This is a genomic window from Priestia sp. 3CA3 (genome assembly GCF_056836725.1).
The window spans coordinates 1-22,897 of sequence record NZ_JBXENJ010000004.1; the positions used below are offsets into that span (position 1 = coordinate 1).

At 40.2% G+C, this 22,897-nt stretch carries 26 protein-coding genes; 20 read left to right on the forward strand and 6 right to left on the reverse strand.

The window, feature by feature from the left end; genetic code table 11:
• Positions 1-23: 23 nt before the first annotated feature.
• Positions 24-689: a cupin domain-containing protein gene (locus AC1VNJ_RS11765; RefSeq protein ID WP_098999540.1), complete on the reverse strand. Its 666-nt coding sequence runs from the start codon at positions 687-689 to the stop codon at positions 24-26.
• A gap of 230 nt (positions 690-919) precedes the next feature.
• On the opposite strand from AC1VNJ_RS11765, the gene AC1VNJ_RS11770 reads away from it, so the two are divergent.
• The 5 genes from AC1VNJ_RS11770 to AC1VNJ_RS11790 all read left to right on the forward strand — a co-directional run bounded on the left by AC1VNJ_RS11770 (position 920) and on the right by AC1VNJ_RS11790 (position 5,725).
• Positions 920-1,750, forward strand: a complete 831-nt coding sequence (locus tag AC1VNJ_RS11770; RefSeq protein WP_063247827.1) for a hypothetical protein — start codon at positions 920-922, stop codon at positions 1,748-1,750.
• Between the two features lie 139 nt (positions 1,751-1,889).
• On the forward strand, positions 1,890-2,774 hold the full coding sequence (locus tag AC1VNJ_RS11775; protein ID WP_098627470.1) for a superoxide dismutase: 885 nt from the start codon (positions 1,890-1,892) through the stop codon (positions 2,772-2,774).
• Between the two features lie 159 nt (positions 2,775-2,933).
• A complete protein-coding gene (locus AC1VNJ_RS11780; RefSeq protein WP_257042369.1) occupies positions 2,934-3,068 on the forward strand; it encodes a hypothetical protein in 135 nt (44 codons plus the stop codon).
• Positions 3,069-3,399: 331 nt separating this feature from the next.
• The gene (locus AC1VNJ_RS11785) at positions 3,400-3,957 is read left to right on the forward strand and encodes a 3D domain-containing protein (RefSeq protein ID WP_014459735.1); all 558 of its coding nucleotides are present in this window, start codon (positions 3,400-3,402) and stop codon (positions 3,955-3,957) included.
• A gap of 280 nt (positions 3,958-4,237) precedes the next feature.
• The gene (locus tag AC1VNJ_RS11790; protein ID WP_028413037.1) at positions 4,238-5,725 is read left to right on the forward strand and encodes a DHA2 family efflux MFS transporter permease subunit; all 1,488 of its coding nucleotides are present in this window, start codon (positions 4,238-4,240) and stop codon (positions 5,723-5,725) included.
• A gap of 34 nt (positions 5,726-5,759) precedes the next feature.
• Here AC1VNJ_RS11790 and AC1VNJ_RS11795 read toward each other — a convergent pair whose 3' ends face one another.
• Complete coding sequence (locus tag AC1VNJ_RS11795) at positions 5,760-6,440, reverse strand: DUF421 domain-containing protein (RefSeq protein ID WP_033579243.1); 681 nt, start codon at positions 6,438-6,440, stop codon at positions 5,760-5,762.
• A gap of 158 nt (positions 6,441-6,598) precedes the next feature.
• On the opposite strand from AC1VNJ_RS11795, the gene AC1VNJ_RS11800 reads away from it, so the two are divergent.
• The 4 genes from AC1VNJ_RS11800 to AC1VNJ_RS11815 all read left to right on the forward strand — a co-directional run bounded on the left by AC1VNJ_RS11800 (position 6,599) and on the right by AC1VNJ_RS11815 (position 10,845).
• The gene (locus AC1VNJ_RS11800) at positions 6,599-7,243 is read left to right on the forward strand and encodes a LytTR family DNA-binding domain-containing protein (RefSeq protein ID WP_014459738.1); all 645 of its coding nucleotides are present in this window, start codon (positions 6,599-6,601) and stop codon (positions 7,241-7,243) included.
• A gap of 131 nt (positions 7,244-7,374) precedes the next feature.
• The gene (locus AC1VNJ_RS11805) at positions 7,375-8,889 is read left to right on the forward strand and encodes an acetyl-CoA hydrolase/transferase family protein (RefSeq protein WP_328173514.1); all 1,515 of its coding nucleotides are present in this window, start codon (positions 7,375-7,377) and stop codon (positions 8,887-8,889) included.
• A 118-nt stretch (positions 8,890-9,007) separates the two neighbouring features.
• Positions 9,008-9,970, forward strand: coding sequence for a quinone oxidoreductase family protein (locus AC1VNJ_RS11810; protein ID WP_028413040.1), 963 nt, complete (start codon positions 9,008-9,010; stop codon positions 9,968-9,970).
• Between the two features lie 104 nt (positions 9,971-10,074).
• Positions 10,075-10,845: an SDR family oxidoreductase gene (locus tag AC1VNJ_RS11815; RefSeq protein WP_482640825.1), complete on the forward strand. Its 771-nt coding sequence runs from the start codon at positions 10,075-10,077 to the stop codon at positions 10,843-10,845.
• A gap of 22 nt (positions 10,846-10,867) precedes the next feature.
• Here AC1VNJ_RS11815 and AC1VNJ_RS11820 read toward each other — a convergent pair whose 3' ends face one another.
• A complete protein-coding gene (locus AC1VNJ_RS11820; protein ID WP_328173512.1) occupies positions 10,868-11,650 on the reverse strand; it encodes an SDR family oxidoreductase in 783 nt (260 codons plus the stop codon).
• Positions 11,651-11,958: 308 nt separating this feature from the next.
• Here AC1VNJ_RS11820 and AC1VNJ_RS11825 point away from each other — a divergent pair, with 308 nt between their 5' ends.
• Together AC1VNJ_RS11825 and AC1VNJ_RS11830 are read left to right on the forward strand one after the other, a co-directional pair.
• Positions 11,959-12,156 carry a hypothetical protein gene (locus AC1VNJ_RS11825; RefSeq protein WP_014459743.1) on the forward strand — a complete coding sequence of 66 codons (198 nt, stop codon included), beginning with the start codon at positions 11,959-11,961 and terminating at the stop codon, positions 12,154-12,156.
• Between the two features lie 142 nt (positions 12,157-12,298).
• Positions 12,299-12,571, forward strand: a complete 273-nt coding sequence (locus AC1VNJ_RS11830; RefSeq protein WP_045292176.1) for a hypothetical protein — start codon at positions 12,299-12,301, stop codon at positions 12,569-12,571.
• A gap of 28 nt (positions 12,572-12,599) precedes the next feature.
• On the opposite strand, the gene AC1VNJ_RS11835 is transcribed toward AC1VNJ_RS11830, so the two are convergent.
• A complete protein-coding gene (locus AC1VNJ_RS11835) occupies positions 12,600-12,836 on the reverse strand; it encodes a hypothetical protein (RefSeq protein WP_013057410.1) in 237 nt (78 codons plus the stop codon).
• A gap of 266 nt (positions 12,837-13,102) precedes the next feature.
• Between AC1VNJ_RS11835 and yjcZ the strand changes: the two genes are divergently transcribed.
• A complete protein-coding gene (gene yjcZ / locus AC1VNJ_RS11840) occupies positions 13,103-13,240 on the forward strand; it encodes a sporulation protein YjcZ (RefSeq protein WP_013057409.1) in 138 nt (45 codons plus the stop codon).
• 196 nt (positions 13,241-13,436) lie between these two features.
• Here yjcZ and AC1VNJ_RS11845 read toward each other — a convergent pair whose 3' ends face one another.
• A complete protein-coding gene (locus AC1VNJ_RS11845) occupies positions 13,437-13,637 on the reverse strand; it encodes a cold-shock protein (RefSeq protein WP_013057408.1) in 201 nt (66 codons plus the stop codon).
• A gap of 282 nt (positions 13,638-13,919) precedes the next feature.
• On the opposite strand from AC1VNJ_RS11845, the gene AC1VNJ_RS11850 reads away from it, so the two are divergent.
• From AC1VNJ_RS11850 to pdxR, 3 genes are all read left to right on the forward strand, one after another.
• Positions 13,920-15,620, forward strand: a complete 1,701-nt coding sequence (locus AC1VNJ_RS11850; protein WP_223546054.1) for a pyruvate oxidase — start codon at positions 13,920-13,922, stop codon at positions 15,618-15,620.
• A 143-nt stretch (positions 15,621-15,763) separates the two neighbouring features.
• Positions 15,764-16,006 carry a hypothetical protein gene (locus tag AC1VNJ_RS11855; RefSeq protein ID WP_328173510.1) on the forward strand — a complete coding sequence of 81 codons (243 nt, stop codon included), beginning with the start codon at positions 15,764-15,766 and terminating at the stop codon, positions 16,004-16,006.
• A gap of 187 nt (positions 16,007-16,193) precedes the next feature.
• A complete protein-coding gene (pdxR, locus tag AC1VNJ_RS11860; RefSeq protein WP_028413044.1) occupies positions 16,194-17,627 on the forward strand; it encodes a MocR-like pyridoxine biosynthesis transcription factor PdxR in 1,434 nt (477 codons plus the stop codon).
• Positions 17,628-17,831: 204 nt separating this feature from the next.
• Here pdxR and AC1VNJ_RS11865 read toward each other — a convergent pair whose 3' ends face one another.
• The gene (locus AC1VNJ_RS11865) at positions 17,832-18,032 is read right to left on the reverse strand and encodes a cold-shock protein (protein WP_013057405.1); all 201 of its coding nucleotides are present in this window, start codon (positions 18,030-18,032) and stop codon (positions 17,832-17,834) included.
• 345 nt (positions 18,033-18,377) lie between these two features.
• On the opposite strand from AC1VNJ_RS11865, the gene AC1VNJ_RS11870 reads away from it, so the two are divergent.
• The 5 genes from AC1VNJ_RS11870 to AC1VNJ_RS11890 all read left to right on the forward strand — a co-directional run bounded on the left by AC1VNJ_RS11870 (position 18,378) and on the right by AC1VNJ_RS11890 (position 22,816).
• The gene (locus tag AC1VNJ_RS11870) at positions 18,378-19,256 is read left to right on the forward strand and encodes an NAD(P)-dependent oxidoreductase (RefSeq protein WP_482640826.1); all 879 of its coding nucleotides are present in this window, start codon (positions 18,378-18,380) and stop codon (positions 19,254-19,256) included.
• A 23-nt stretch (positions 19,257-19,279) separates the two neighbouring features.
• The gene (locus tag AC1VNJ_RS11875; RefSeq protein WP_014459749.1) at positions 19,280-20,074 is read left to right on the forward strand and encodes a GDSL-type esterase/lipase family protein; all 795 of its coding nucleotides are present in this window, start codon (positions 19,280-19,282) and stop codon (positions 20,072-20,074) included.
• A gap of 13 nt (positions 20,075-20,087) precedes the next feature.
• Positions 20,088-20,999, forward strand: a complete 912-nt coding sequence (locus tag AC1VNJ_RS11880; protein WP_045291811.1) for an ABC transporter ATP-binding protein — start codon at positions 20,088-20,090, stop codon at positions 20,997-20,999.
• Positions 20,992-21,972 carry an ABC transporter permease gene (locus AC1VNJ_RS11885; protein ID WP_014459751.1) on the forward strand — a complete coding sequence of 327 codons (981 nt, stop codon included), beginning with the start codon at positions 20,992-20,994 and terminating at the stop codon, positions 21,970-21,972. Before AC1VNJ_RS11880 ends, AC1VNJ_RS11885 begins: the two co-directional genes overlap by 8 nt.
• A gap of 397 nt (positions 21,973-22,369) precedes the next feature.
• The gene (locus tag AC1VNJ_RS11890; RefSeq protein ID WP_049164979.1) at positions 22,370-22,816 is read left to right on the forward strand and encodes a DUF6376 family protein; all 447 of its coding nucleotides are present in this window, start codon (positions 22,370-22,372) and stop codon (positions 22,814-22,816) included.
• Positions 22,817-22,897: the final 81 nt, after the last annotated feature.

Here is a 22,897-nt window from a genome sequence, read left to right on the forward strand (position 1 = left end):
CTGGCAGCGGGGTTTTTTTGTCTCTACCAATATCGATAGTGATAGGGATTTTGAGGAGAGTAATAAGGATTTTGAGGCGGAGGATACGTATAAGTAGGCTGCTGGTGGTGTACAGGGCCTACTTGTTTTTTCTTTTTATAGTGTTCTTTTTCTCCGCATTCGTCCGTTGGTCCAATCACGATGGTTTGATTTTTTAGCGGAGCCAGCGTTTTCTTTAGCTGCTCCGGATCTAAGCAGTACGTGTGAGCAAGGACTTCAATAGGCGTTTTATTTAAAATATCAGATCCAAAAATGTATTCCGGATAAGGAGCGTCAAAAATGGCAAGTAAATGCGTATTGTCTTCAGACGCAATTTCCCAGTGCCACCAGCCTTGAGGGATATTAGCTACTTGACCGGGAGTAATCGGAATATTTGTGACTTCGTTGTTAAACGGATTGATTAATGAAACGACGGCTGAGCCTGAAATGCAGTAGACAAGCTCAGCGGCATTTTGGTGATAGTGCGGTTCGACTACGCGGCTTTTGCTTAAGTAAATATCAAGTAATGATACATTTCCTAATGTGTTGAGCACATCCCGGCCCAATCGGTTAATGTAATTTTGATCGTTTCGCGTATTAAGTCTGTTTTTATTCACATCAGAAAAGTATTGTACGTTTGGATTATTGTAATCCATATAGGGCGTTGACAAGGGTCTCCAGCTCCTATCCTTGAATTTTTTATGATGCTGTATCGTATGTAGAGAGTTTTATTTCGTGACAGAAGCCTAGGAGGATACGTAGGTAAGGCCTATTTTTGATAACGTGTACAAACATTTGTCCACTGATTTTCATACACTGTAACAGGTTCTTTTTTACAGAGCCATGATCAATGTCAGACGCATAAGACGGATCATTTTAAGGAAAGTGAGTTGCAGAGCTGTTGCTTGATCAATATGAAAAGATAAATAGTACGTATGAAAAGCTGGATGAACTTCAGCTGCCGTTTGATAAGCCCATTTTAGTAGGAGTCGAGTGGAACGGAGTGCTGTTTGAGTTTTTAGTAAGGCTGAAAAAAGAGTCTTCTCATTTGCTTGTGTTTGGTTCAGGAGGAGGAGCAAGTCAAGAAATGCCGGCAGGTCCTCCATATTTTCAGCGCCATTCGTGGATGAATGAATTCCAAGATTCAATTATTTATTATAACGATCCTACGCTTTATTTAGGAAAGGTGTCGCTTGCGTGGGGGCAAGGGACAAGCGACCGTTTTTATTTAAAAGACATTGCGGTTTTAATTGAAAAGTTCATGAAAAAAGTACAGGTGAGTTCGTCTAATGTGCTATTTTACGGATCTTCGGGCGGCGGCTTTATGTCAATGTTTTTAGCGGGGTACGTAAAAGGAGCAAAAGCGCTTGTCAATAATCCGCAGACTTGCTTGACCAAGTGGCTGAAAACGCCGGTTCGGCAAGTGTTTAATTTATCTTATCCTAACCTCACAGAAGATGAAGTGATCGCCTCATACGGTGAGAGAATCAACGTAGTGAAGTTTTTTCGCCATATTAACTATGTGCCAAAGGTGTATTACTTGCAAAACGGGGCGTTTGAATACGATATGAACAATCACTTGCTGCCGTTTTTAACGGATTTGCAGGATATGCCAGATGACTGTGAAATCAATAATATAAAAGTCGAGCTCTATTATAATCCAAAGCTGAAGCACGCGGCTGTTAGCAAGCAAGAAACGATTGATTATGTGAATATGGCAAAGAAGATATAAGAAAAAAGGCAAGAGTTTATCCTTTAAGGAGCTCTTGCTTTTTTATGTCGAATTTTCTACCTCAATAGATACAAGTAGGAAGTTATGTTGCTTTTTCTTTTGAATATGATAGTGAAGATGAGGTGTAAGGAGGGGAAGTATGGCCGATCAAGATGAGAGAAAAAGATACTTGATGGAAGTTCAGACCTGGCTTGAACAAGTATGTGATCCTGTATTTGAAGAAGCCTTTACAGAAGTAGATATAACGTCATATATCACGCGCACGCAAGAAGACGTTCTTGAATATTTAAGTGAAGAAGATGTGAACGAATATACGTTAGAAGAAATCAATAATGCGGTACGGCACATTGATAAAATCTTAAAAGAGCGGCTTGGAGACGACGGCAGGGAGAGGGAATCGATAGCTCCGGGGCAGCATGAGCTGCCGCCGCTTGGTTATAGTTACTCAGCTCTTGAGCCGTATATTAACCGGGAAATTATGCGCCTTCATCACAGCAAGCATCACCAAAGCTATGTCGATGGATTAAATAAAGCAGAGCTCATGCTGCAGCAAGCCCGTAACACAAACAATTTTGACCTCATAAAACATTGGGAACGGGAAGCTTCTTTTCATGGCTCCGGTCATTATCTGCATACAATCTTTTGGGAAATCATGAGTCCAGAAGGAGGAGGAAGGCCGAGGCGCCAGCTGCTGCAGCAGCTTCAAAAAGACTTTGGCAGCTATGAGAAGTTTATGATGCACTTTTCTCAAGCCGCTAAAAAAGTAGAAGGTGTTGGCTGGGCAATCTTAGTATGGTCGCCCCGTTCGCGCAAGCTTGAAGTTCTGCAAGCTGAGCGCCATCAGCTTCTCACGCAGTGGGATACGATTCCGCTGCTCGTATTAGACGTATGGGAACACGCATATTATTTACAGTACAAAAATGAACGTGATCCATACGTTGATAATTGGTGGAAAATCGTTTACTGGCCGAATGTAGAAAAAAGGTTTGAGGCAGCTAGAATGCTTCAGTGGCAGCCGTATTAACAAGTATTGCAGTTATCTTAATTTCAAATAAAGAGGATATGAAAAAATTATATTAGTTGAAGAAAGATCCGAACGATGAATCGAGATTCTTGATGGAGAATCCAACGCGTTCGGATTTTTTATTGTTATCGCGGTGATATATGTATACGCTTCTAGCAGTTGATTGGAGGGCAAGACGAAGACTCCTGCGGAAATAGTGGAATAGATGAGACCCCGCAGGAGCGCAAGCGACGAGGAGGCTCATCGGCCACCCGCGGAAAGCGAAGTCTTGCACGGAAATCAACTGCGGTGTAAAAAGTGATTTATATTAAGATTCTTTAACGCATTTATTAATTTTAAATAAACTATGTTCTAAATAACCAATATAAAAATAAAGTATAAGCCTCTAGAACCAGTTAAATGTTACAAATGAAATAATCTAATATAAATGTGTGTAAAAGCACCGTTATATGCCTAAATATGTATGTTTTTAAAATGTTAAGGTGATTAATTTACTAGTTTAAAAGGAAGAATATTTATTTTTACTGTAACTAAACTATCAAACTATTGACATGTTATTGAAATATAACTGTAATATTCATGTGTTATTTTTTATGTATTGGTAGATAAAGGGGAAATCAATTACATGAAAAAGACAATGATTACGTTCAGTTTAGTTCTAATGTCACTGTTCGGAGTGGCAAGTGGTGCATCAGCTGCAACAAATACATATACAGTAAAAAGCGGAGATTCGCTATACAAAATTGCAAAGACATACAAAGTATCGGTTAGTCAGCTGAAACAGTGGAATAACTTAAAGTCAGACAGCATTCATCCGAAACAAGTATTAAAAGTATCTCAAGTAAAATCAAGCACGCCTGCTAAAGCAGCGCCTGCCAAGTCTTCAAACGTTGTGAAAGAATTTAAAGTAACAGCAACAGCGTACACAGCGAACTGCAAAGGCTGCAGCGGAAAAACGGCGATTGGAATCGATTTGAAAAAGAATCCAAATCAAAAAGTGATTTCTGTCGATCCAAAGGTGATTAAGCTTGGTTCAAAAGTATACGTAGAAGGTTATGGCACGGCAATCGCAGCTGATACAGGCGGTGCGATTAAAGGAAATAAAATTGATGTTCTTCTTCCTTCTCAAAAAGAAGCGTTAAAATGGGGAAGAAAAACAGTAAAAGTTCAAATCTTAAAATAAGTATTCCTTAAAGAAATGAGAGCCTTCGTTGAAAGGCTCTCATTTTTTTCTTCATTAAAGGGCATCCTACTTTATATATACTGATGGAAAAGTTTTACGAAAATGATCATATTTGTTGACAAATATTTCGGAAACGGATATATTTATCCGGTATATAATTAAGTTCATTAAATATTCGTGACATAAATTAATAGAATGAACACATAAACTATATTCTTAACCTGTTTGTCATCTGAAGATTTACATACAGATAATTTTAAAAGGGAAAGGTCTTGTTAAAATGAATACACAAACACAACAGTCCGATCAAGCGCGAACTCGGTCTATTTTTGGCGTAATGATAATGGGAGCGCTCGTCGCTTTTTTAAATCAAACGCTAATTAACATTGCGCTTCCGCAAATGATGGATCATTTCCATGTAACGGCGGCTACGGGGAACTGGTTAACAACCATCTTTATGTTAGTAAACGGAATTGTTATTCCAATTACAGCATTTTTAATGAATCGATTTACGACAAGGCAGCTGTATATTACAGCAATGGGTCTGTTTACAGTAGGAACACTCCTTTGCGGTATCGCACCGACATTTTCTGTTATTTTAGTGGGACGCGTCGTGCAAGCTGCAGGAGCAGGAATTTTATTTCCGTTAATTACAAACGTTATTTTCACATTATTCCCGCCTGACCGACGCGGTTTTGCGATGGGGATTTTTGGAGTAGCCATGAACTTCGCACCGGCAGTAGGGCCGACACTTTCTGGTTTAATCGTTGAGCACTACTCATGGCGTGTTTTATTCTTTATGATGTTTCCAATTGCACTTATCAACGTAATTGCGGCTATTATTTTAGTGAAAAACGTAACGGAAACAAGCCGACCTAAGCTAGACGTGCTTGGCGTTATTTTATCAACAATTGGATTTGGCGGCTTACTGTATGCGTTCGCTACGGGCGGTACAAAGGGCTGGACCAGCACTGAAGTATTAGCCATGTTCATTGTAGGCGGTATTTCAATTCTGTTCTTTATTTTCCGTCAGTTAAAAATCGATCAGCCGCTTCTTGAATTCCGTATTTTCCGTTACCGTATGTTCACGCTGACAACAATCATTAACGTGATTGTGACAATGGCAATGTTTTCAGGTATGATTTTAATGCCGATTTATATGCAAAACGTACGCGGCTTTTCACCGTTTCTTTCAGGATTGCTGCTACTTCCTGGGGGAATTGTAATGGGGATTATGTCTCCGATTACAGGAAGGCTGTTTGATAAGTTCGGCGCAAGATGGCTTGCTGTTATTGGTTTAGCAATTACCGTTGTGACAACATATGAATTAACAAAGCTTGAAACAACCACAACATTTATGTATGTCATGATTGTCTATACTGTTCGTATGTTTGGGATGTCACTGCTTATGATGCCGATCTTTACAGCTGGATTAAATGAGCTTGCGCTTAGCTTAAATAAATACGGTACCGCGATGGTTAATACGCTTCGAATGGTTGCCGGAGCTGTAGGAATGGCGTTCTTCGTATCCATTATGATGAATCAAGGTGAAAAACACGTGAAAAACATCGTAACGAATCAGCAAATTTTGCCGACAGATAAAGGCAGTATGGCTGAAGCTGTGAATCAAGGTACAGCAATGGGTATTAACGATGCGTTTATGATCGCAACGATTTTAAGTGTGATCGCGTTTGTTTTAGCCTTCTTTATTCGCAAAACATCACCAAAAGAAGATACCATTACAAATCGTGTAAAAAAAGCAAGCTAATAAAAAATCCGTGCCTTATATGGTACGGATTTTTTTATGAGTTAAATTTATCTTTTTTATAGTCAATATAAAGCGATCCGTCCGACTGAACCTCAGCATAAAAGACGTCATCAATTGATTTGACTCCGGCTTTTTCGAGCTGCTTATGCAGCCAGTTATGATCTACGTGCAGGTCCTTCAACGCATCTTCATTCGCTTTTCCGTCGTAAATAACGCCGGTTGAAGTGGGAAATAAAAGCGTTTTTGACCACGCGTTTGGCTTTTTATCTTGTTTTTGCATAACGGAAAGATTTCCATTGATTTCTAATATGGCGTATTCGACATCTTTTATGGAAAATACGTTTTGCTGCCTCAGCATGCCTAAAAGAGATTCAATATCTAGCCGCACTTGTTTTAACGCCTTTTCCATCACTTTTCCTTGCTTAATCACAATTTTAGGCTCACCGGTAATAAGATGCCGTGCTTTTTTCGATTTCATTCCAATATAGCCCATAGCGATTGTTAAAAATGTCCATCCTAGCAGTGAATAAACTCCTTTATCAATCTCTACTCGCTTATCAGTGGAAAGGGAAGAAGCAATATTACCAATCGTAATCGCCGTAATAAATGTAAATACATTTAACTGGCTGATTTCTGTTTTTCCCATGAGCCGCGTTAAAAGAAGCAACACAAAAAATGAACAGGCGATTCGAAACGTCGATTCAGCATAGCCCATACATTTCACCCTTCCTTCATTTCATTGTTTTATGTTGTGAAAAAATAGAAATTTTATGCAGTTAAAAGGATAAATTCCATGCTTGTCTCCCAATCGCTTTTGCTTTTGCGCTACAATAAAGAAGCAACGTGTTTAACTAGACAAAAGAAGGTGAAACCATGAAACCATTTAAAGCCTCAGCCCTACTAGATGTTATCAGTGAATTGTTCTCCGATGAAGCGTCGATTGCCGTTTCAGATCTAGAAACGTACGTGTATTACCGAGCAAGCAAACGAATTAATTTGAAAATCAGCCCTGGAGATCAAATAAAAAAAGGAACGATTACATATAAAGCATTAGAACGAAAGCAAAAAGTATCGGAATTTATTCACCGAGACGTGTTCGGCACACCTTACTACGGCATGGCCGTGCCTTTTTTAGATGAAGGAGATGTTCAAGGATGCGTAACGGCGATTTTTCCTGCGTTAACGAGCGGAAAGTCAGTTGTGACGTTAAAGGTGAACGAAGGATGGATACCGGTTCCTTTCTCAAAAATCATCTACGTAGAAGCGCGTGACCGAAAAACCTATGTGTACGCACAGAAGTATACGGGTACGCATAAATACACGTTAAATGAATTTGATTATGTGCTTCCAAAAGAAGAGTTTGTGCGCTGTCATCGTTCCTTTATCGTCAATGTGACACAAATTCAAGAAATTTACCCTGATACACATTCGACTTTTTTATTAGTGATGAACAATGGAGAAAAAATTCCGGTCAGTCAGTCGTACGCCAGTTATTTTCGAAAGCTGCTTGGGTTTTAACCGTCATTTAGCTTCATTATCATCAAATATGCTGTTTTGTCGCTATTTTTGTCCATTTCATTCCAAAAACTCTTGTGGACGCTTTCTTTACAGTAAAATGGTAAAAAGAGCAAAAACAAGGAGTGAAGAGAATGGAAAACGTACGTAATCGAATTAAGCATGAAGCATTACAGAATCGCGTTGTCTCTGCTGAAGAAGCAGCGTCTTGGATTCAAGATGGAATGACGCTTGGTCTAAGCGGTTTTACACGCGCGGGCGATGTCAAAGCTGTGCCGTTTGCGCTAGCGAAACGAGCGGAAACTGAGGCAATAAAAGTCAGCGTGTATACCGGTGCTTCACTTGGGTCAGATGTGGATAAGCTATTTGCAGAAAAAGGCATGTTAAACAAACGCCTGCCGTTTCAAGCGGATCCGACGATGCGTAAAAAAATTAATGAAGGTGAATTTCAGTTTATTGACCAGCATTTATCGCATACTTCTGAATGGGTGCGTTCAGGCGTGTTAGATTCAATAGATTTCGCTATTTTGGAAGCGGTTTCTATCACAGATGACGGAATGATGATTCCAACAACGTCAATCGGCAATTCAATGGTGTTTGCCGAGCATGCAAAATCAATTATTATTGAAATAAACACAGCGCAGCCAGAGCTGTTAGAAGGTATTCACGATCTGTATGATCCGGGCGCTCAAGGAAAGCGAGATGCAATTCCTTTGAAAAAATCCGATGATCGTATTGGTTCGTTAGGCATACCAATTGATTTAGATAAAGTAAAGGGTATTGTGTTTACAAATCAGCTAGATTCACCGTCTACGATTGTAGCACCTGACGAAGAAACGGTTGTGATGGCTCAAAATTTGATTTCATTTTTACGCCAAGAAATTAAAGAAGGGCGATTAACTGAATCGCTTGCTCCTTTACAATCTGGAATTGGATCTGTGGCAAATGCCGTTTTCCACGGTTTGTTAGATTCGGAGTTTCATGATTTAGAAGTGTATTCAGAAGTATTACAAGACGCCGTGTTTGATTTATTTGATGCAGGAAAAGTTACGTTTGCTTCCTGCTGCTCAATTACGCTTTCAGCAGATAAAATGAAACATGTTTTCTCGAATTTTGAAGCCTATCGAGATAAGCTTATTCTTCGCCCGCAGGAAATTTCCAACCACCCCGAAATCATTCGTCGTTTAGGGCTGATTTCAATTAATACCGCGCTAGAACTAGATATTTACGGAAACGTCAATTCCACGCATGTGATGGGAACAAAAATGATGAACGGAATCGGAGGCTCAGGAGATTTTGCCCGAAATGCGCGCCTTGGTATTTTTGTAACAAAATCCATTGCTAAAAACGGGGATATTTCAAGCATAGTGCCGTTTGTTTCGCACGTTGATCATACGGAACACGATGTGGATGTCATTGTAACAGAGCAAGGATACGCCGACTTACGCGGACTCGCTCCAAGAGAACGAGCAAAACGCATTATTGAAAATTGTGCCCACCCAATGTATCGCAATCAGCTTATGGCGTATTACGAAGAAGCGCTCACGCGAGGCGGCCAAACACCGCACGTTCTTGAAAAAGCCTTTTCTTTTCATACGTCTTATCAAAAAAATGGAACAATGCGAGAAGTTGTAGCGCAAACAAAGTAAAAGAACGCTTTGTCTCATGAGGAGACAAAGCGTTTTTTGCTGAGTAAGAAACTTGTGTTTGTTATCTCGTTGAATTACGATGAAAGGGAATACATAAAGAAAACGAGGTAACTTATATATGAAAGCATTAGTATTTGAAAGATTTGGAGGACCTGACGTTCTTCACTATCAAGATATACCGAATCCCTCTATTGGACCAACAGATGTACTAGTAAGAACAAAAGCAATTGGACTTAATTTTGCGGATGTTTACCGAAGAAAAGGGAACTATCACTTAACGGGTACACCTCCATATATTTTAGGATATGAAGGAGCAGGTGTGGTAGAAGAAGTAGGAGCAGAAGTAAGTCATGTTAACGTAGGAGACCGCATTGCGTTTGCTGACGTTCCTTTTGCAAATGCAGAGCTTGTTGCCGTGCCACAGGATAAAATAATTGCTGTACCTGACGATATTTCGTTTGATGCAGCTGCTTCTGTGCTTTTGCAAGGGTTAACGGCTCACTATTTAACACAAGACAGCTACAGCATTCAGCCGGGTGATTATGTACTTGTTCACGCAGCTGCTGGAGGTGTAGGGCAGCTTTTAGTTCAAATTTCTAAGCTATTAGGCGGACAGGTTATTGGCTTAACGTCATCTTCTGAAAAAGCAAAAGCAGCGGCTCAAGCAGGGGCTGACTATGTCTTTTTATACGAAGATAACTGGGTGGAACAAGTGAAAGAAGTAACGAAGCGAGGCGCAGATGTTGCCTACGAATCTGTAGGGGTTACGCTAGAAAAAAGCTTTGAAGCCGTAAAAACAGGAGGAACCGTAGTGTTTTACGGAATGGCAGGAGGCGATCCAGCTCCAGTGGATCCGCGTATGTTGATGGATACCTCTAAAACGCTTACAGGCGGAGATCTGTGGAACGTACTTGTATCTTATGAAGAACGCAAAGTACGCTCACAGCAGCTGTTTGAGTGGATCAGTAAAGGTCAGCTTGTGCTAACCGATCCTGTGGTATTTGACTTAAAAGACGGAGCGAAAGCACATGAGCTTCTTGAAAGCCGAAAAAGTACAGGTAAAATTTTGTTAAGACCGTAAAAGAAAAGCCCTTTCGTCAAGGGCTTTTTTCCGTTAGTAAAGGAGAAATCAAGGAGCTGTCTAATATATATAGTAGAGAAGTAGAGTAAAAGAGGTGAAGGTCGATGAAACATGCATTAATTACAGCAGGTCATAAAGGTATTGGCAAAAAAGTAACAGAACAGTTTCTGAAAAAGCAGTATTCCGTTACCGTCCATTTTCGCAGTGATAAAAATAAAGTGCGAGAACTGCAAGAAGAATGGCATCAATATAGTGATAACGTACAGTTTATAGAAGGAGACATAACAAATAAAGAAGATATTGAATATGTCGTTGCGCAGGCTATGGAGCGGTTTGGACGTATTGATGTTTTAATTAATAATGCAGGTCCGTATGTATTTGAAAGAAAGAAATTAATAGAGTACACAGACAATGAATGGTATGAAATGGTGGAAGGGAATTTAAGCTCTGTTTTTCACTTTGTTAAAGCTGTTGTTCCTATTATGAAAAAGCAGCAGTTTGGACGGATTATTACATATGGCTTTCAAGATGTAGAGCATACCCCTGGATGGATGGACCGCGCGGCTTTTAGTGCCGCTAAGTCAGGGCTGGCTTCTCTGACCAAATCGCTTGCTCTAGAAGTAGCCGAATACGGGATTACGGCCAATATGGTCTGTCCTGGAGATATTGTAGGAGACATGAAAGAAAGTAATATTATAAAAGCAAGATTACTAGAAGACAAGGAAACGCCTGTGGGCCGATCAGGTACGGGAGAAGACATTGCGCGTATTATTGAGTTTCTTTGTGATGAAAACTCAGATATGATTACAGGCAGCATTATGTCTGCTTCGGGCGGAGTAGATGTTGTTCATAAAAGTAAAAAAACAAGCCCCTGACGTTGATGCAGGGGCTTGTACATTACAGCAGCGATTCTCCGCCGTCAATAAACATTTCACTTCCGGTAATATGTTTGGACGCGTCAGAAGCTAAAAAGGAAATTAAATCTGCTACTTCTTCAGGCTTAGCCGAGCGTTTAGCAAGCGGCTGATTGCCGTTTGGATATTCAATTGGAATCGCGACTTCTTTTAATTTGTCTTCTTGACGGAATGTATTGCTTTCAATATTTGTATCAACTGCTCCTGGACAAATAACGTTAACGCGTATTCCGTATGTAGAAAGTTCAAGAGCTGCCATTTTGCCGAAGGCCATTTGGCCAGCCTTTGAGGAACTGTATGCGCTCATGCCGATGTTTGAAAATGTACGGTTGCCGTTAATCGAGCTAGTAATAATAACGCTTCCTCCCTGAGCTTTTAAATAAGGAATAGAATGCTTCACGGTTAAAAAAGTACTCGTTAAATTTGTATCAATTGTTTTTGTCCAATCTTCTGGTGATAGTTCTTCAATAGAAGAAAACGTACCGTTGATGCCTGCGTTAATAGAAACAATATGTAATTGACTCCATAAGCTGCTAATCGTTTCGATACTTTCTTTTATACTTTCAGAGTCAGATACGTCTGTTTTAATGGCTATACACTCTCCGCCGCTCGCCATGATGGTCTCTTTTACTTCTTGTAATTTTTCTTCCTCTAAGTCTAAAAGAGCAACGCGCGCTCCTTGTTCAGCTAATGTGACGGCTGAAGCGCGTCCAATTCCAGATGCCGCTCCCGTCACAAGCGCAACTTTTCCAGTTAATGCAATCATTTGTAACCCCTCCATATAAAAATGTTGTTTCCTTTCTTTAACCTATAAGAAGGAAATAAAAACCTCTTTTAAACTATTTGTGTTTAAATTTGCTAAAAGATGCCAAAAGGAAAAGAGAAAACAGCGGCGAATTATTAATATGACGCCAGAACACGAAAAAGGCTAAGGTCAAATGAGCTTGCTTGAGTAGCTAAAGATATACTCTGTCTTTTCAGAAGAATGTTTATATAAAATTTTACATCAGAGGGACTTGCAAATCGTTCCTTGAAAGCTTACACTAGTAAAGCACAGAAAAAGGACGGTGTTTTATGAAGAAGAAAGATAATGTGATTCCATTCCCGCAAAGAAGGGAAGCAGCTGCTTATGTTCCCGCTTCTATTAGCTTAGATAAGGATATTGTGGAGTTTTTAGAAATTATGAATTTTGAAGATCGAAATGATTTTTTAAATGAAATGATTGATTCATTTTTTAAATATGTAAAAGGTGAAGAAGACGAAGTAAGATAAAAAGTAACGTAAAGACATCCAAAGAGATGTTTTTTATTTTGTGACCAATTGCTTAAAATGCATGCTTAAGCCTCGTATAGTTATTTATGGTATAGTATACATTAGATACTATCTAGCAGGTGCAAATGCGAGGAGTGATAAGATGAGTGGATTTAAAAAAGACATTCGTGCCGGATTTGAAGAACCACACTCACTAGAACAATTAAAGCATGAAATGGAACAAAGCCTGTGGAATTTAAGAAAAGATTTGCGAAATGAAAATCGTTCGGAAACGGAAATGGAAATGATTAAAATTTCTCTGCTGTCACTATTTGAGGAGCAGGCCAATAATTTGAGCAAAACGGAGCTCTCTGATTACCTTGCGGACTATCACAAAAGAGTCGAGCAATTATTCGACAGGTATAGCTATAAATAAGACAAGCATCCTTGTGGGATGCTTGTTTTTATTTGAGCAAAATTCGCTTGTATTCGTTGCGTTTCAGAGGTTTGGATACATATCCGTCAGCTTCTAGCTGATAAATAATGGTGGCAGCTGCATATACGCTAAAGGCATGATCAAGACCAAAGTAGTCTTGCAAGGCGGCGACGCTCACTTCCTCTTGAAAGATTTTACTGCGGTTCGATAAGACAATAGGGTAGACGTTTTTAACGATTTGCTTTGAAATTTCGAGTGTTAACATATTGAATCCCTCCTGTGTGAGTGTACATAACTAAAGGTATTCAGCGCATTGTACATTCATGAAAAAGGGAGCGATTACATTTTTAAAAGATAAAGAAAAGAGGAGTAAATGCCCATAAAATCAGATATTTTATCACTTTGTGGAACTTGTTTGAGAAGCTCAGTATTTTAGTGTATGACAAACATTTTCAAAAGTTCTATGGAATTATTAGGAGCAATTTAACTAAATCCACATATCTTAAAGTATAGCAAATGGAGGTGAAACACATGGGATACTACGGAGGTTACGGATACGGTTGTGGTTATGGCGGCGGTGGCTGCGGCGGCGGTTTCGCTTTAATCATTGTACTTTTCATCTTATTAATCATCATCGGCGCTTCTTGCTTCGGCGGCGGCTGGTGCTAATTATTAAAAAATGAGGACGATGCAACATCCACACTTTATTTCTTCAACTATTTCTTCCACAAAAGGTCTCTTCGGAATGAAGAGACTCTTTTAGTTTACTATTTATAATAACGTGTACAAACTACATGTTAAAAAAATTTATGCGTAGCTCTACATAAAAAAAAGACTCTGACTGAAATCAGAGTCTTTTTACTACTTATGCTTTTTGAACGTTAGCAGCTTGAGGTCCGCGTTGACCTTCTTCAACGTCGAATGTTACAGCTTGACCTTCGTCTAAAGATTTGAATCCTTCGCTTTGGATTGCTGAGAAATGTACGAATACATCGTCGCCGTTTTCGCGCTCGATAAATCCGAAACCTTTTTCTGCGTTAAACCATTTTACTGTACCTTTTTCCATGAATGTTGCCTCCTCGTGTGCTATGCACACATTGTATTACTATCCTTGCTCATGATCAAAATCTTTAAGACGAAAGTATTCACCTATCGATTGTTGCCGAACAAAAATAATTCTTCTTATAGAATAGCAAAAGATAATGATAATTGCAAGGAATGAAGAAAATTTAACGAAGATGTTACCTTCTTTTAACGAAAGAAAACGAAAATTATACGGCTGAAAATAAGTAAGAAAGAGCGTATCAGGTCACACTATCTCTATATATAAGAAGAAAGGGGTAGTCATATGTTTAAACAAAAAGCTGGAGAAAAACTGATTGAACTGCTAATTGAATGGGGCGTTGATCATATTTACGGCATGCCAGGAGACTCCATTAATTCAATTATTGAACCGCTTCGCAAAGCCCAGGATAAAATTAAATTTATTCAAGTAAGGCATGAAGAAGCGGGAGCTCTCGCAGCAGCTGCATATGCGAAGTTAACGGGTAAAATCGGTGTATGCACGGCTATTGCCGGACCGGGAGCAATTCATTTACTAAATGGCTTATATGATGCCAAATTAGACAAAGCGCCCGTTTTAGCACTTACGGGGCAAGTAGAATCAGATCTCATCGGCAGCGATGCGTTTCAAGAAATTAATTTAGAGAGAATGTTCGATGATGTGGCTGTATATAACCAGCGAGTCATGTCCGCTGAGCAGCTTCCGACTGTTGTCAATCAAGCGATTCGAACAGCGTATGCTAAAAAAGGTGTGGCTGTGTTAACCATTCCCGATGATATTCCTCGTTTCGAAGTTGGATCAGAAGCACGAGAAACATCAAGCATCATTGTTAAGCAAGACATTTTTCCCCATAGAGAAGATCTTGAAAAAGCAAAAGATTTGATTGGTAAAGCGGAAAGCCCGGTTATCCTAGCCGGTCGAGGCACACATGAAATGAGAGAAGAGCTGCTTGCATTTGCAGAAAAAATCGCAGCACCTATTGTCCTTACGCTTCCTGGAAAAGGCGCAATACCGGATGAGCATCCATATTGTCTCGGAGGACTTGGATTAATCGGGACAAAGCCAGCGTATGAAGCGATGCAAGAAGCGGATACGCTCATCATGATTGGGACGTCCTATCCGTTTACAGGCTTTTTGCCAGACCATGCGAAAACGATTCATATTGATATTGATCCTGCACAAATTGGCAAAAGATATCCTGTAGATGCGGGGCTTGCAGGAGAAGCGAAAGCAACGGTTCAGTGGTTTTTAGAAAATGTGGGCCGCTCAGAGCATCGCCAGTTTTTAGAGCAAAGTCAAGAACGTATGAAAAAGTGGTGGAATCAACTTGATAACCAAGAAGCCAAAGAAAGTGTACCTATCAAGCCTCAGCGAGTGATTCGAGCGCTTCAGCACGTAGCGGATGATAACGCGGTCTTGTCTGTAGATGTAGGAAACGTCACAGTATGGATGGCGCGTCATTTTCGGATGACAAATCAGCAGTTTGTGATTTCAAGCTGGTTAGCCACTCTCGGATGCGGGCTGCCGGGCGGAATTGCTGGAAAAGTTGCTTATCCCGAGAAGCAGGTGTTTGCGGTGTGTGGAGACGGCGGCTTTGCGATGACAATGGCTGACTTTATTACAGCTGTTAAATACAATCTTCCGCTAGTCGTAGTGCTATTTAATAATCATAAAATCGGCATGATTAAATTTGAACAAGAAGTAATGGGAAATGCTGAATTTGGGACAGATTTAACAAACCCGAATTTTGCTAGGTATGCAGATATCTGCGGAGGTGTTGGCTACCGAGTAGAAAAGGAAGACGAGCTGTTGCCGGCTTTTGAAAGTGCAGTTAGACAGAATAAACCGTGTATTATCGATGTAATCGTTGATGCAAACGAAGCGCCTATGCCAGCAAAAATAACGCTTGGGCAAGCAACAGGGTATGCCAAGCACATGGTGAAAGAATTGTTTCAAGAAGGCAAGCTAGATTTACCGCCTTTATAAAAAAATAGGCTGTGACGAAAGTAATTTAGTTGAAGAAAGATCCGAACGATGAATCGAGATTCTTGATGGAGAATCAACTTCGTTTGGGTTTTTTTAATTGGCATGGTGAATGTAGTTTTCATGTATTTCGTTGCTTCTAGCAGTTGATTGGAGAGCAAGGCGAAGACTCCTGCGGGAAAAGCGAAATAGGTGAGACCCCGCAGGAGCGTATGCGACGAGGAGGCTCACCGGCCGCCCGCGGAAAGCGAAGTCTTGCACGGAAATCAAATGTGGTGTACCAAGCAACCCATATGAGCTCATGTATCCCATTTGTTCGTCTTCAGATTGGACTGGTGTGGTTATGTCTCAATCTCTTTTTCATGGTGAAATTCATTCAATATGATTAACTATAAAATTATTATGTAAACTAAAATACCTAAAAATAAAAAATAGCTACTATTATAATTTTTGATAAAGTGGATGAGCAAAAAAACGCCGAATTGGATGGTCTTTTTTTATAAAACTGCTTTAAGATAAGAGAGATAAAGGATAAACTACTAATTAAGAAAGTTTAAATGTAAGGACTGACGCCGCATGAACTGGAGACCAGATCGCGCTAGCAAAAAAGCGATTTATAAACAAATTGCAGAATATATTGAAAGCTGTATTTCATCGGGAGCTTTTCCACCGGATTCTATGCTGCCATCAGAACGAACGCTTGCCGCTGAGCTCAACGTGAACAGAAGTACGGTAGTAGCTGCTTATGAAGAGCTGCAGGCACTTGGAATCGTAGAACGTAAAAAAGGAAGCGGCACGCGAGTGAGTTCGAGCATCTGGGGAATTTCCCGAAAACGTATTCCAAACTGGGGGAGATATGTAGAAGACGGTTCATTTTTGCCTAATTTACCGCTCGTACAGCGAATCAGAAGCGAGGCTTTGCGAACAGATTTTGTGAACTTAGCCAGCGGAGAGTTAGCTCCTAGCTTATTTCCAAGCGAAGATTTTCAGCAAATATTAGCGGGCATGCCTTTTAATGAACATTTAGGCTATGATCATCCCCACGGCAATGAACGTTTGCGCGATGCTATTGCTGCTCATGTTTATGAGTACCGGAAAATCTCCACTGACTCCAATTCTATTCTAATTACATCAGGTGCACAGCAAGCACTTCATTTGATTGTGCAGTGTCTGTTAAAACCAGGGGATGCAGTAGCGATTGAAGATCCATCCTATAGCTATTCACTGCCACTTTTTCAATCAGCAGGTCTACGAACGTTTTTACTGCCTGTAGATAAAAATGGAGCCAACCCGGACGACTTAGTAGAATTACATAAAAAGCATCGCATTCGAATGATTTTTTTAAATCCGTACTATCAAAATCCGACCGGTATTGTGTTATCAGAAGCGCGTCGAAAGCGGTTTTTAGAGCTTTCTTCAGAATACGGCATTCCGCTTATTGAAGATGATCCTTATTCACTCACGGCATTTGACGGAAATGTACATCAAACGCTGAAATCGATGGACGAGAATGGAAATGTCCTCTATATCAGCTCGCTTTCTAAAATTGTTGCATCAGGCCTTCGAATTGGATGGATAGTGGGGCCGGAGCAAGTAATTCAGCGCCTGGCAGACGCTAAGCAGCAAATTGATTTTGGTCACAGCATCTTTCCGCAGTGGATTGCTTATCAATTCTTAGATTCTCCTACGTTTTCTTCTCATATTGAAAAGCTTAGACAAGAGCTCAAAAAGCAAGAGTATGCCCTGTCGTCGAGTCTGAACGAATTGCTTGGATCAAAAGTATCTTTCGATTCGCCTCAAGGCGGGATTCACTTATGGTGCAAAGTGAATCAGCCGGTCGATGACTATCGTCTATTGGAAGAATCGCTTAAAAAAGGAGTGGCCTTTGTCCCAGGAAGCGTGCTGAGTTCTCAAAGCGGAGCTATTCGCTTTACGTTTGGCAGAGGGGAAGAAGAGGTTATTCGAGAAGGAATTAAACGATTTGCGAGCGCCCTAGAGAGTCTGGAATAGCTATAAACATAGGTAAACGTGCCGGATGAAAGTTTTATTTTATTATTTCGTATAGATTGTTATGATCTTGTGCTATACTAAGAGTACCATTAACTTTACTTCTGTATTTGTACCGACTGGCCCTGTTGAAAAACAGGGCTTTTTTATGTTTGTACACAAAAAAACAGATCCCTTAAAGGATCTGTTTCTGATATGTTGTGTTTCTTATGCTTTTTGAACGTTAGCAGCTTGAGGTCCGCGTTGACCTTGTTCTACGTCAAATGTTACAGCTTGACCTTCGTCTAAAGATTTGAAGCCTTCGCTTTGGATTGCTGAGAAGTGTACGAATACATCGTCTCCACCTTCGCGCTCGATGAATCCAAAACCTTTTTCTGCGTTAAACCATTTTACTTTACCTTGTTCCATAATTGTTGCCTCCTCGTGCGGACTCGCACATTGTGGTACTATTCTTGCTCAAATCTAAAGACGAAAAGTGACAATACTCATACATCCCCACCGAACAAAAATAATTCTCTTATATCTTAGCAGAAATTTCCTATGCTTGCAAGCGCTTTATTTAAAAACTATGCGTATTTTTTTGACAAGTTTTTCATAAGACACGTCTAAAAAATGTCACATTTTGAACATTTTAGAAAGGCTATTCTTTGTATTCGCTTTTACTGTAGTTATATAATAATGAAAATATGGTTTTTCTAAAGGTAGAAAACAAGTATAAATGTACATACTGAGCGCTGAAATGGAGTGGTAAAGATGAAAGTGGGTTTAATTGGTTTAGGAAATATAGGATTACCGATGGCGGAAAATATGATAAAAGCGGGTCATGAACTTGTGATTTATAACCGAACTGCTTCAAAGGCGGAAAGTCTTGTGAAAAAAGGAGCAAAGGTTGTAGAGACACCTGCCCAAGCAGCACAAGAAGCGAATCTTGTCTTTACGATTCTTTCCAATGACGAGGCTTTAGAAGAAGTAACGATGTCACAAGACGGTATACTTGCAGGCCTCCAAGAAGGCGGTATTCACGTTTCTGTGAGTACTATTAGCGTAGATTTGTCCGAAAAATTAACAAGCGCACATGCTGCATCAGGACAGCATTTTGTTGCAGCGACCGTTTTAGGGCGCCCCGACGCAGCAGCAGCTGCGGCTCTCAAAGTAATAGTGGCAGGTAATAAAGAAGCAAGAGAGCACGTTTGGCCGCTGTTTGAAGCGATTGGTCAAACTATTTTTACTGTAGGAGACGAGCCTTACTTATCAAATGTAGCTAAGCTTGGCAATAATTTTTTATTAGTATCGATGTTAGAAGCTGTTTCTGAAGCAGTAGTCATGGTAGAGCAGTACGGGATGCAAGCGGAGCAGTTTCTTGAAGTGGTTAACAGCTTATTTGCATCTCCTGTGTATAAAAATTACGGCAATTTAATTGCTAAAAGAGACTTTGATCCAGCCGGATTTAAGCTGGAGCTTGGATTAAAAGATGTAAACTTGGCTATTGATGCAGCCAAAAAAGTGTCGGCGCCGCTTCCGTTAGGAGAGCTTGTGAAAGGTCACTATGAACAAGGGGTCGAAAATGGCTGGGGTCATTTAGACTGGTCGGCGTTACTAAAAACAGTTGAAGCTCTAAAAAAAGATAACTAAAAAGACGAAAAGGAGTGCAGCCAGTGAAAGCGAAAGGAAAGTGGGTATGGATCGTATCCTTTATTTCAATTATTTCGTGTCTGCTGTTTGCAGCAGGGCTTGGAATGTCTATTTATGATTATGTTAGCGCCTCAAAAGCTACTGTAAAAGAAATGCCAAAGCCGAAGCAAGAAACAAGCAGCAGTAACAAAAGCACCAAAAATTATACGATTGTTGCTTTAGGAGATTCACTGACAAGAGGAACAGGAGACGCAGCGGGGAAAGGATACGTTGGGTATTTAAAAGATAATCTTGAAGAAAAAACGAAGAAAAAAATCCTCTTAAGTAACTTTGGAATAAAAGGTCAAACGTCTTCGCAGCTGGCAAGTCAAGTAAAGCAGCAGCAAATTCAGCGACAGATTAAGTCTGCAGACACCGTGCTGATTACGATTGGCGGAAATGACTTATTTCAAGGTGGACAAACGCTGCAAAACTTAAATAAAAACAATATTCAAAAGCTAGAAAATGACTATTTAAAAAACGTAGACAGCATCTTAAAAAGCATCCGTTCGGCAAATAAAGACGCAACGATTTTTTTAATTGGTTTATATAATCCGTTTAGTAACCTGCAAGATGCAGAAACGACAACGGCTATTGTAAGAGAATGGAATTATAAAAGCAGTGAATTAAGCGCTAATTATAAGCAAACTGTTTTTGTTCCGACCTTTGATTTGTTTCAGTTAAAGGTAGATGACTACTTATATACTGATAAGTTTCATCCGAATGCAAAAGGCTACAAGCTGATCGCAGAACGTGTAGCATCGCTTATTACGTGGTAAGGGAGGGAATGATATGAGTGAAGTAACACTTTCCGTAAAAGGACTGAGAAAAGTAATAGGAAAACGTGAAATCATCAAAAATATTGATTTTGAATTAAAAAGAGGAGAAGTGTTCGGTTTTTTAGGACCCAATGGAGCCGGTAAAACGACAACGATTCGAATGCTTGTCGGCTTGATTCGCCCGACGGCTGGTTCCATTTCTATCTGTGGATACAGCGTATCGAAGCAGTTTACAAAAGCGATGGAGCATATCGGCTGTATTGTTGAAAATCCTGAGCTGTATCCATACTTAAGCGGCTGGGAAAATCTGCAGCATTTTTCACGTATGATTCCTTCTATGACGGAAGAACGCATTTATGAAGTTGTGGCATTAGTTGGCTTGCAAGAGCGCATCCACGACTTAGTTCGCACGTATTCGTTAGGCATGAGGCAGCGTTTAGGAATTGCGCAAGCGCTTCTCGGAAAACCAAAAGTGCTCATTTTAGATGAGCCAACGAACGGACTCGACCCATCTGGGATTCGGGACATGCGTAAATTTATTCGCTTTTTAGCTGAAAGTGAAGGTCTAAGCGTCTTAGTATCGAGTCATTTGCTGAGCGAGATTCAGCTGATGTGTGACCGAGTAGCGATTATTGCAAAAGGAGAAGTTATTCACACAGAATCGGTGAAGACCCTGTTAACTCAGCAGGAGCGCCTACTGTGGAAGCTAGATCCGCAGCCAGCGGGAATAGACGTCTTAAAACAAGTGACGGACTTTGTGCAAGTGCAGGGAGAATATGTCACGACGTTTTATGAAGAAGCTGAAGTGGGAGAGTGGAACAAACAGCTCATTCAAGCAGGAGTAACGGTAAAAGAAATGAACCGAAAGCTTCCGACTCTTGAAGATTTATTTATCGAAATGACAGGAGGCGAATCGATTGATTAGTTTGGTTCAAAATGAAATGATCAAGCTCGTTCGAAAAAAGCGCCTGTTAATCGTTACCCTTATTATGGGCGTTTTGATTTCCATGTTCACCTATGCTCAGCTTCGCGAAACGCAGCGCCTTCAAGAAAAGCTAGGAACGACCGATTGGCGCAGTACGCTGCAGCAAGAAATTATCGATACGCAAAACCGGCTGAGCGGAAGCCAAATTTCAGATGATTGGCGCAAGCAGCTTGAAATTCGCGTGGCGCAGCAGCAGTATTACTTAGATAACGATATTAATCCTTCGGAACCAGGAGCCCCAACGTTTGTGCGAGGGTTTATTGAAAACGCCATTCAGCTTTTGCTGCCGCTAATGATTATGATTATTGCAGCGGATTTAGTGTCTTCAGAATACAGCTTGGGATCCATCAAGGTACTGTTGACGAGGCCTGTGAAACGGTGGAAAATCCTGCTTAGTAAATACATCACGCTCGTCATGTCCGTCTCGTTTTTAATTTTAATGTTTGGCGTTTTGTCGTATCTCATTTCTGGCGTTGTATTTGGATTTAAAGGCTGGACAGCGCCTATTCTTACGGGATTTAGCGTGCAGGGCAATGATTTGAATACAGCGGACGTTCATTTAATTTCGCAGTGGAGATATATTTTAATGGAATTTGGCCTTGCTTGGTTTGTATCCCTGGTGGTTGGAACGCTTGCTTTTATGCTGTCCGTTTTAATTAAAAGTACGGCTGCTGGTATGGGGGTGATGCTTGCTTGTTTGATTGCAGGTACGATTTTAAGCAGTATGGTTTCTTCGTGGAATTCAGCTAAGTACTTGTTTATGGTCAATTTAAATTTAACTTCTTACCTGCAAGGCACAGCTCCTCCGACTGAAGGAATGACACTAGGATTTTCCTTAGGTGTTTTAACCATTTGGGGACTTGCCGGGCTGCTCGTGTCGTTTCTGGTATTTACCAAAAAAGATGTGTATTAATTCCATATAAGTTGACGATAATCAGGAACATACGTTATGATTGTGTTAACAAAAAATGCTGTTTTGCTCAAAGGGGAGTAGCTCTTGCAGTAAAGTCGTCATTTCGAGATTATTATCTCCGGCTTTATTGACAATGCAAATTGTTAGCGAGACCTTTGCCAATGTTGCCATTGGTAAAGGTCTGGATACAAACACCTTTACCACATATGGTAAAGGTGTTTTTTGTTATTTCAAAAGAAGAGAGGAGCTTAAAAATGTCAAAACTATCGAGACTGTTAAAAAGCCCCGCTGTAAAAAAAGGAATAAAAAAAGCTGTACCCATTATTATGAAAGAGTTAAAGAAACGAAAATCGAAAAGAAGATAGTAGAAAAGAAAATAAGAAAGGTTGAGTGCTAAGTGAAAAAGTGGATGCTAGTCATGTCAACTGCTGTTCTCTTTATGGTCGGCGGCTGTTCTTTTCTTGAAGATACAAGCAGTACGTTGAACTACGCAAACGATGCGAAAGATTACGTGAGTGAAGCTCAAAAGTTTGCTGAAGAAATACCGCCTCTAGCGGAAAAAGCTGTTAATGACGATGAGGCAATAAAAAAGCTCGAGCAAAAGCTGCAGGAAATGAAAGGGAAAGCCGAAGAATTTAATCAAACCAAAGCTCCTGACATCGCTTCTGATGTGCACGATCAGCTTGTTCAGCAAAACGAAAAAATCATTAGTGGAATTGAAGCGTATGAAGCCAATATAAAGGATGGCAGCTTCAATCCAGAAGCGCTAAAAAACAGTGAATTGTTTCAATCAATTCAAGATGTATCAAGTATTATGAAACAAATTAAAGAATTAGGTCAGTAAAAAAACAAACCTGGGACAAAAGTGTGCTAATTGAAGAAAATCCGAACGATGAATCACGATTCTTGATGGAGAATCAACTTC